The sequence below is a fragment of the Nitrospiria bacterium genome (assembly GCA_036397255.1).
Lineage (GTDB): Bacteria > Nitrospirota > Nitrospiria > DASWJH01 > DASWJH01 > DASWJH01.
Window position 1 is genome coordinate 1 of sequence record DASWJH010000058.1, and the last position, 4,624, is coordinate 4,624.

Genomic DNA, 4,624 nt, shown 5'->3' on the forward strand with positions numbered 1-4,624 from the left:
GATCACCGGATTGGCAGGATCGGAGATATCCACGATCTGAAGGCTTCCCGTGTAATCGGCCACATAGACGATATTTCCATCCGCCATCACTTCAAAGGCATCTCCGGGGGTGTCTACACTGCCCACGATCTGAGGGCTCTGTATATTACCGATATCAACGATATGAATGCCTGCCGTTCGATCCGCTACAATGGCCAGATCTCCTACCACATCCACTCCGCGGGCCGATCCCGGCGTATCCAGTGTACTCACTAAAACAGGAGCTGCGGGATCGGTAATATCCACCAGATGAATCCCGGCACCCTCATCGGCAATCACGGCACGGTTGCCCGAGACCGCCACATCCCAGGCCAATCCGGGTGTATCCACACTCCCCAGCAGTTGTGGATTCAACGGATCGGAGATATCCACTACATACAAGCCTATTCCGCTGCCTCCCGATAAATAGGCCTTCTCCCCAACTACCTGAATGTTGGTTGCGGGGGTATTGACAGAGCTGACGATCTGAGGAAACAGCCGGTCGGAGACATCCACCACCTGCAGCCCTCCCACCCCATCGGCAACATAAACATAGTTGCCTTGGACATCCAGATTGTAGGGTATTCCGGGTAGATCCACAAAAGATAAGGGGACGGGAGAGAAGGTTTCTACCGTCACGCTTGCGGTATCCGAGAATCCGCTGTTGGAGACAGTCACCGTACAGAGCCCGTCCTGCCCGGCAAACACCTCTCCATCGGTGGCACCGAAGTTACAGATTAAAAGATCAGATGAATTATAAGTCGTTCCCTTTGCGGTAGAGGTTAAATCAATAGTGGTACCATCGATCAGGTTACCCGTAACCGATAACTGTTTCGACACCTCTTGAGCCAGGATGGTATTGACGGTCAGAGTAAAGCTAAAGGGACTTACACTAATAGAGGAAAGAGCCTGGGCCAAATTGAAGCTATTGGGATCGGTGGGATCGGTCCCGGTCTGTATTTCCAACAGATCCTGAATGCCGTCGCCGTCGGTGTCGGCCAAGAGGGGATTGGTCACAAAACCGTTGGTCCCGGCCACCTCCGCCCCGTCCGAGATGCCGTCTCCATCGGTATCGGCCACGTTGGGATCGGTCCCGGTCTGAAATTCCTGCAAGTTGGTCAGCCCATCCCCGTCCGGGTCCAAGTCCGCATCCAGGGGATCGTTGGGATTTAAGCCGTTTGAAATTTCATAATCATCGGGAATCCCGTCCCCGTCTGAATCTCCCGCCGTTCCGGTAGACACCATCATGATCAAGGTTGAGAGAACTCCGTCCTTGCTCCCGGACAGCACCACCGTTCCCGATGAAACCGCCGTCACTAAGCCTACATTACTAACCGTGGCAATATTCGGATTGCTGGTAGTGTAGACCGTGTCCGGCTCGCCGGTCACATCCGCCGTGGTCCCGTCATCAAAGGTCCCGGTTACCGTCAACTGGGCGGTATCCCCAAGGCCGGTCAGAGAGGGTTTGGAGGGAGTGAGGGTGAGGGAATCGATTAGGTTTGAATGACCATTCATGATCACGCTTCCGATTTCCGTTACACCATCAGGAACGGGTGTAATCAAATTTAACTCCCCCACCCAACTTACATTCCCATTGGTGCAATAGGCCCTAACCCTTAAAGGACCGCTATCAGCAGGAACGTTAGGAATCGTAAAAGGACTTAAAGGATCAATTGGAACGGTTATGTTTAACACACTGGCAACACAGTCCGGTTCAATAATTTCTCCCAATTCCCCAACTTGTTCACCCGCAAAGGTGTTCTGAAAAATAAAAATAGAAATCGAAATAAAAAGACCGATAGCTAAAAATTTAAATCGAGTATCCTGAAACTTTTTTTTATATTGCTTCATCATTAACCGTCATTCAATTGGCCGACTTACTTTTTTCATATCCGGCGTTATGATATTTCTTTCCAATAAAATATCTTCGATCATCCATTTCAAACGGATATTTTCTTCACTATTCCAAATTTCCTTAAACGCTTCGTTGGACATTTTTCTTTGTTCATCAGCTAATTCCCTGATCAAGTCCTTCATGAAACTATCCAAAACCCTAACGGGGAAGGCTGATGAGGACTTTGTCGAATTAATATTTAAAAATCTGGTCTTACCATAGTCCATAATTAAATTGTTTAACTCGTCGATTCGTTCTTGACCTTTCAAATCCTTAAGTTTCAAGTTTTCGTTAAACCTTTTAATTGATAATTCCAAACCCTGAATTATATTTTCATCAATCTCCTTTCCTTTCGAAAATTCATGACTAAGTAACCTTTCAATAACTTTTAGAGCACCGTCCGTTCCAATGATGATTAAAATTTCTAAACCATCATCCCAATCATAACCCGTTTGGCTCGAAACAGGATCCGGAGATTTTTTCAGACTTTCCTCTAAAAACTGAATTCGCTCTTCCTGGCTTTGAAGTGAATTAAACTTATTCCACCACAAAACCCCATTAGCACAAAACTTCCTGCTTGACGCTTTTCCAACTGTAAGTGGTGGCATTCTTTTTTTAATTTCCTGTAATAAAGGTTCATCAGGGATTTTATTTTCCTTCATTAAATTCTTAATTAGGCATACACTTATTAGGACCACTTCTGAACTTTCCGCGTCTAACCCTTGTATTAAAATTTTCATTGCTTTATTTGTTTCCTCTTGAGATACAGGAAGAATAAAACGCCCTGTTGGATCGGTTTTAACCCACTTTCGAGCTTTTTCTAAATTTTTCATTTCTTCAGAATTTTCATGGGTCTCAGCAAAAACAGTTGAGGTTCCCTCCTGGGCGAAAGGAACTAATAAAATTAAAAGTAAACAGAGCCAGGAAAATAAAATTTTCATTAAACCTTTCCCGGTTTGACTTGAGCAATTTTTATACATTTTGACCCTTTATTTGCATTTTGGAGCAAATTTGGAGGCAAATTTATGGGCTTCTCCTTTAAAAGTTTGCCCCATATTATCTGTATGATCATCTTCTGTGTTTTTTGTTTTATGTTCTTTATCTATATCCAGCAACTCTTCAATGTTATCTGCAATTTCATCTCCAATATCGCCCGTTCCCCCATTTTCCACAGAAGTACCATCTTTGTTCAAGTCACCCTGGAGGCTTTTTTTATTCCATGCATGAAATAGTTCATGGAGAAAAGTAATCATGACTTGGGCATTATTTCTATCATCTCCATACCGTAGCGTTATAGTTGGACCATTTTGGTAATTTGGTTCATAACAACCTTGAGTTATTGTAAAAGGTTCAGAATTTCCACAGAATTGTGTCTCATCTGTTGTTTCGTATGTTATATTTAAACTATCTACTGCATCCAGCATTTGATCAATCGCGAGTTTATCATTACCCTTTAGTTTCATCTTACCTATATAAGCTATTGCTTTTTCAACCCAATCGTTTACATTATCCTTAGTTAAATTTTTAGTCAGATCACATTCTATATCTCCAACAACATTCGTTTGATCGGTATCCGCCCTTGGCGCCGGAAAATGCCACCCTCCCTCGATAATTCCCACTCCCGGATCTGAAACGATATAAGCCCCGTCTTGTGAAACCGTTCCCGTTCCGATCCCCACCCACTGGCCAAGATCGTGATCAAAGGAATACAGGTCTATGATCTCCCCCGGCAACCGATTATCCACGTTGGGATAAGAGATTGGGGCCGGCGGATCGAAGACCGCTCCTGGCGGCTGGATGGTGAAAACGATCTTTGGATTCAATCCGTTCGGAGGCGGCATGGGGACTTTGTCCCGATGGACCTGTGTCACGGAAACCGATCCGGTCTGCGATCCGTCACGGAAGGTCACGCTTCCGGGTGCGATGCTTAGGGAGAACCCCGAGACGTTGCTCACCTGAATGTTTTCCCCCTGGCTGGGTGAAACCGTTTGAGAATTTTGAACATCGATGGGCAACAGATAGATCGGCATCCCCACGGTGTTGTCCCTTCCCGAGATGGTGTTCACCTCGAACTCCAATGTCGGCCAGGTTCCCGGAATGGTCGCGGTGGTCCCGTCCACGATGAGATGAATGGCCCCCACCGGAACCCCCGTGAGCTGGAACTGCCCCTGATCGTCGGTTTGTGTCTCTAATGGCGTATTCAATATCGAAACCGTCACGCCCGGGATGGGCTCTTCCGTGTTGCTTAATACGATTCCTGAAAATGTAGTATCTGCCGAATCTCCAGCAATCACTCCGGATGCCACAAAGGTCACGGGAAGGCCGGGGTTATTCGGAAAGGTCGCTTCTACGCGGTTGTTGGTGATTCCCTCCTCCGGCCCCAACACCCAGGTCACATGGGCCTTTCCGTCACTGTTGGATAGGACGTCGATTTGTGTTTGATTATTCACCAACCCATTCCCGTTGACAACCGTAAAGGTAACAGATACGCCCTGAACCGGGTTCCCCCTGTCGTCACTCACGATGACCTGCATCGGTTCCGGCAGTGCATTTCCCGCTTCCCCCCGGAAGACGCTGAAATTCACGGGGTGGATCAATGCGGCATTGCCTGCCGTACCCGTGGCGGTAAAAAGCGCTTTGGCCGAAACTCCCATGGCGCTAACCTCGGCACGGTTCTCCCCCGCTCCCGCATAGGTTCCCAGTGTCCAGGTC

Annotated in this window: 3 protein-coding genes; all 3 read right to left on the minus strand. The window is 47.0% G+C overall.

What is annotated here, in order from left to right; all coding sequences use genetic code 11:
• The coding region (locus tag VGB26_07940) for an Ig-like domain-containing protein (protein HEX9757718.1) at positions 1-1,872 on the minus strand (1,872 nt) is incomplete at its 3' end.
• A 6-nt stretch (positions 1,873-1,878) separates the two neighbouring features.
• On the minus strand, positions 1,879-2,853 hold the full coding sequence (locus tag VGB26_07945; protein HEX9757719.1) for a hypothetical protein: 975 nt from the start codon (positions 2,851-2,853) through the stop codon (positions 1,879-1,881).
• Positions 2,854-2,901: 48 nt separating this feature from the next.
• A partial coding sequence (locus VGB26_07950) for a carboxypeptidase regulatory-like domain-containing protein (protein HEX9757720.1) occupies positions 2,902-4,624 on the minus strand: 1,723 nt, incomplete at its 5' end.

Coding starts and splice junctions, on each gene's coding strand:
- VGB26_07945 (HEX9757719.1), bottom strand. CDS start 2,853: ATGAAAATTTTATTTTCCTGGCTCTGTTTACTTTTAATTTTATTAGTT.